A 3365-nucleotide genomic window follows, 5' to 3' on the forward strand; every position below is an offset into this window, starting at 1 on the left:
GCTATGGATAAAAACTTGATTGACCTTACAGATAAGTCGGGTAACATTACACTTCTTGACTCAAACAAGAACGGTAAATGCGATATTGTTTTCGTAAAGAATTATGAAAACATCGTTGTAGACAGTATTTCTTCAACAGGTAAAATTGTTGATAAGTATTCTCAAAAGGTGTTAAAGCTTGATGATACTGTTGACTTCAGAATTACAAAAGGTCTTGAAGAAATAAGCGTTTCAGATCTTGCGGAATATGATGTACTTTCAGTTGCGGCAAGTCTTGACAAAGAGCTTTACGAAGTTGAAGTTACAAACAAAACCGTTGAGGGTAAAGTAACCGGTAAAGACAGTAAGGGTGTTCTTATCAACGGTACAAAATACAAAGTTGCGGCAAACTACACCGATTCAATCGATATCGGCAGTGAGGGTGTATTCTATCTTGATACAGACGGCAAAATCGCAGCACTTGACGGTTCAACAACTCTAAGTTCAAACTATGCTTATTTGATGAAAGCATACTATACAAAGAACACAGAAAAAGCGTCATTCAAACTTTTCACAAAGGACGGAAAAGAAGTAACTCTTGACGCAAACAACAAGATAAAATTCAACGGTAAAAGCAATGTTAAAGCACTTGACGTTGTAAATTCACTAAACACATCTGAAGATGTAACAGCAAGTCAGCTTGTAACTTACAGCACAAATGCAGACAACAAAATCACTGCCATAAACACTGCCGTTGATAACAGCGAAAGCGGTGCGGTAAACACTGACAAGTTCACAAAGAACTATGACCTTACAAACGCAAAATTTTCAAAAACTCTTTCAAAAGTAGGCAATGTAAGAGTTGATGACAATACGGTTATATTCGATATTACAGAAAATACAGATGATTATGCAATAAGAAATATCGCTATGTTTGAGGACGGTCAGACATACAATGCGTCAGTTTATGATATGTCTGAAAACTATACCGCAAAAGTTATGGTTGTTACAAATTCACAAATTAACGCAGCAGCCGATTCTTCAATCGCAGTTGTTAAAGATATTGTGAAAGCAACAAATAATGATGATGAACAAACAGATATGCTTGTAGCACTTGTAGACGGCAAGGAAGTATCAATTTACGCAGAAAGCGAAAATATCCTTGTAAACGGTGACAGAAAGCTGCAAGAGGGCGACATCATTCAATACAAAACCAACTCAAAAGGTGAAATCGTAAGTATTAGATTACTTCTTGATATAACCGCAAAGAATAACGAATTTACACTAAACCCAACCGACAAACTTGAAATAGTATACGGCAAGGTTACAAAGAAATTTTCAAATTCCGTAAACGTATCTGTAAATAATTCAAATACGGTAAACTACACTATCCCAGCTGAAACACCTGTTTACAGCGTGGATACAACAAAATCAAAAAATCCAATTACAGTTGCTGAAATCAGCGATATTCAAAACTTCGATTCAGACGAAAATAACAGAATCTTCATAAAAATTTATGATGATATAGTTTCTGAAATCGTAATTGTCAAGTAATAACATTTAATCTATCGGCTTAAAAATATCTTCTCTTTACACGACAAAGCGGGTGTTCTGAATGAACACCCGCTTTATTTTAATTTTACCCTTTTATCTTGTGTTTTCCTACAATATAATTATACAATAAAAATTTTGGTAAATCAAACATTTTTGAATGTTGTAAAAAAAATGTAAGCGTTTCAGACATTGTTTGTAATCATAATGCAACATTCTACGACATAGTTTTCCAAAGTCCGTGTAAATTGCAATATGAATACACCGTAACAGGCACATTTTCCGGTACTTCAAACGTTGCAATCGGATCGTCACCTTTTTTCAACGTGATACGCTGTTCAAGATATTTACTCTTTACTTCTATCCACTGTATGCTGTGTTCCTTACTCATCGGATGAAGCACACGCCCCACGCATACGGTTAAGTTATTCCCCTCCCTTTTGACTATCGGCAAATGTTTTTCTTCCAGAGCAATCAATTCATTCGCCTTTAATAATTCCATAGGCTTTCCGCAGCAAGTCAAATCATCACAGCAATGCGGTGTTATCGACTCCAATATCGCGTCACATACACCGCATTTATAAAATTTAGGTTCATAAAGCAATTTTGCCCTCGCCTCCTTTTTCTTTAGTATTTTCTAATTTTAGTAATTTATACTAAAACCACTCCGATAAAAATATAAACGCAAGTGCTATCAAAAGAAGTTTGTCGTCGCAATCGTCAATAAGCAATACCAATGCAACCACAATAAGTATTAAATCGTCAGTACCCAAACCGCTTAAAATTCCGCCGTTGTCGGGTTTGTCACATTTTTTCTCAATTTTCTCCTCTTTACATTCTATTTCTTTTTTGGGTGGCGGCATAGGTTTCCTCATATCCTCATTACGTCGTTGTACCGGAATCGGCATATCATTATAGCTATACGTCCTATACATCTCGCCACCTCCAAAATCATATTATTTCTTCAGCATTTTTGTTACGTTTGTAAGCCCCAAAAGCCTTACCGCCGAATCAATAGAATGTTTTCTGCCCTCACGCATATACGGCTTTAACGAAAGGAGTAAATTTGTTCTCGGATCGTTTTTGTTCACCGCCATACTGTCCATAATATTTTTTATCTGCATAATTTGATTTAAACCGTTTGAACTGTCAATCCCCTCCGATGTATTATCCGCAGAAGAAAGTGAGTTCATTACAGTTTTAATTTTGTCTTCCGCATCATCACCCAATATATTTTTGAGTGTATCCATTGCGTCTGCCATTTCACTCACCTCTTATAAATTTTTCATAATCTTCATTAAATCAGCCGTACTGAGTCCCGATATTCTTTTTTTTACTTCATTTGGATCAAGTTTTGAAAATTCCTGCAATAATTTATCCTTGTCTGTTGAATTGATGTGACTCTTTAATCTTCTTCCGTCTGCCGAATTTAAAAATTTATTTATCTCTCTTAACTGATTTTCATCAAAATCCTTTAACATTCTCTCTAATCTGTTCATAATCCACCATTCCTCTCTTAAAATATACTATGTTACCTCCTTTTATTATATTCCGCAATAAAAAAAATGAGTATGTCCAAAAACATACTCATCTAAAACAGTGTTTTATTCAACAACTTTTACGCTCTTTATGTCGCCGGAAGTTTTAACATACTTTGAATACAAATCTACATTTCTTCCGACAGACAATTCCGTACTGTCCTCAAGGATATAGTTATCGTCCGATTCCTTGCCTGTTGCTCTGATTGTCACATAGCAAGTATATCTTCCGGGCAATTCAGGGTTTTTAAGTTCACCCGACGCTGTTGTTGACTGCAATGTTGCATTTTCAACCTG

At 35.6% G+C, this 3365-nt stretch carries 6 protein-coding genes; 1 reads left to right on the forward strand and 5 read right to left on the reverse strand.

Annotated elements, in window-relative coordinates; genetic code table 11:
- Window positions 1-1533 (forward strand): hypothetical protein (locus ACLTU0_RS11325; RefSeq protein WP_412322544.1); only part of this gene is annotated, 1533 nt, incomplete at its 5' end.
- A gap of 214 nt (window positions 1534-1747) precedes the next feature.
- Here the strand turns inward: ACLTU0_RS11325 and ACLTU0_RS11330 are convergent.
- The 5 genes from ACLTU0_RS11330 to ACLTU0_RS11350 form a co-directional block, all read right to left on the reverse strand.
- Window positions 1748-2134: a desulfoferrodoxin family protein gene (locus tag ACLTU0_RS11330; protein WP_117966266.1), complete on the reverse strand. Its 387-nt coding sequence runs from the start codon at window positions 2132-2134 to the stop codon at window positions 1748-1750.
- A 52-nt stretch (window positions 2135-2186) separates the two neighbouring features.
- Window positions 2187-2465, reverse strand: coding sequence for a hypothetical protein (locus tag ACLTU0_RS11335; protein ID WP_117966269.1), 279 nt, complete (start codon window positions 2463-2465; stop codon window positions 2187-2189).
- A 21-nt stretch (window positions 2466-2486) separates the two neighbouring features.
- On the reverse strand, window positions 2487-2792 hold the full coding sequence (locus tag ACLTU0_RS11340) for a hypothetical protein (RefSeq protein WP_022230233.1): 306 nt from the start codon (window positions 2790-2792) through the stop codon (window positions 2487-2489).
- 12 nt (window positions 2793-2804) lie between these two features.
- Complete coding sequence (locus ACLTU0_RS11345; protein ID WP_117966272.1) at window positions 2805-3029, reverse strand: hypothetical protein; 225 nt, start codon at window positions 3027-3029, stop codon at window positions 2805-2807.
- Window positions 3030-3134: 105 nt separating this feature from the next.
- Window positions 3135-3365 (reverse strand): DUF4330 family protein (locus ACLTU0_RS11350; protein ID WP_412322547.1); only part of this gene is annotated, 231 nt, incomplete at its 5' end.

Source organism: Hominilimicola sp., assembly GCF_046972485.1.
Lineage (GTDB): Bacteria > Bacillota > Clostridia > UBA1381 > UBA1381 > Hominilimicola > Hominilimicola fabiformis.

Coding starts and splice junctions, on each gene's coding strand:
- ACLTU0_RS11345 (WP_117966272.1), bottom strand. CDS start 3,029: ATGAACAGATTAGAGAGAATGTTAAAGGATTTTGATGAAAATCAGTTA.
- ACLTU0_RS11335 (WP_117966269.1), bottom strand. CDS start 2,465: ATGTATAGGACGTATAGCTATAATGATATGCCGATTCCGGTACAACGA.
- ACLTU0_RS11340 (WP_022230233.1), bottom strand. CDS start 2,792: ATGGCAGACGCAATGGATACACTCAAAAATATATTGGGTGATGATGCG.